The organism is Candidatus Symbiothrix dinenymphae, assembly GCF_001431085.1.
On the sequence record NZ_BBRU01000127.1, the window covers coordinates 1 to 831 of the forward strand.

Here is an 831-nt window from a genome sequence, read left to right on the forward strand (position 1 = left end):
CCGTTTCTCGCGGATTTGCGCGATGGCTTGGTTGAGCAAGGTATCGGTTTCCGTGGTGGCATGGTATTTCAACTCTGTCACTATCGCCACTCCGTCTTGCTGCAGCACAGCGTCTATACGTCCCCGGTTGGTCATCCTTTCGCTTTGAATATTGAAACCCAGCATGGTCATCCACAGTTGAAAAATGATGTGATAAAAGGCTTCATTTGCTAAATTTTTCGCTTCCGCTTTGGCAAGACCGTGTTTTTTGAGACGATTAATCACAAAAGTAGGCGTACCCGTTACAAACCAGTAATTGGAAAACGTTTTCTTTTTGAAAAACGGCAGGGTAGAAAACGGATTGTAAACCGATGTTTTGCCATCCCACGAGTAACCATCGTACCATTTACGGATTTTTGCCAGCAAATCCTCCCTTGTCATTGCCAAAAGAGATGCCGTTTCGTCGATATATTCCGAAAAATCACGTTCCAATTCTTCTTGTGTATAACCGCAAATAGAGGCATATTCGTCGTCTAACGTAATGTCTTCGAGGTTGTTCAACGCTGAAAATATTGATACTTTGGCCACTTTCGTTACGCCTGTCATAAAGACAAATTTCAGGTGGTCGTCGGCACTTTTCAATACCACATAAAATTCCTGAAGAAACGCACGAATATCTGCTGCTTCCGGCTTGCCTATCGCATCCAGTATGGGTTTGTCGTACTCGTCAATAAGCACAACCACTTTATTGCCTTCTTTACGGTGCAGTGATTCTATCAATTCGACAAAACAATCGGAGGCGTATTCTGAAACAAGTTTTATTTTCTCTAATTTAGCCTGTCGGTTCAGAAA

The 831-nt window shown here is 43.0% G+C and carries 1 protein-coding gene; it reads right to left on the reverse strand.

The genetic code is table 11. The annotated features are described in order from the left end of the window. A partial coding sequence (locus ASC50_RS06655) for an AAA family ATPase (protein WP_158648285.1) occupies window positions 1-831 on the reverse strand: 831 nt, incomplete at both ends.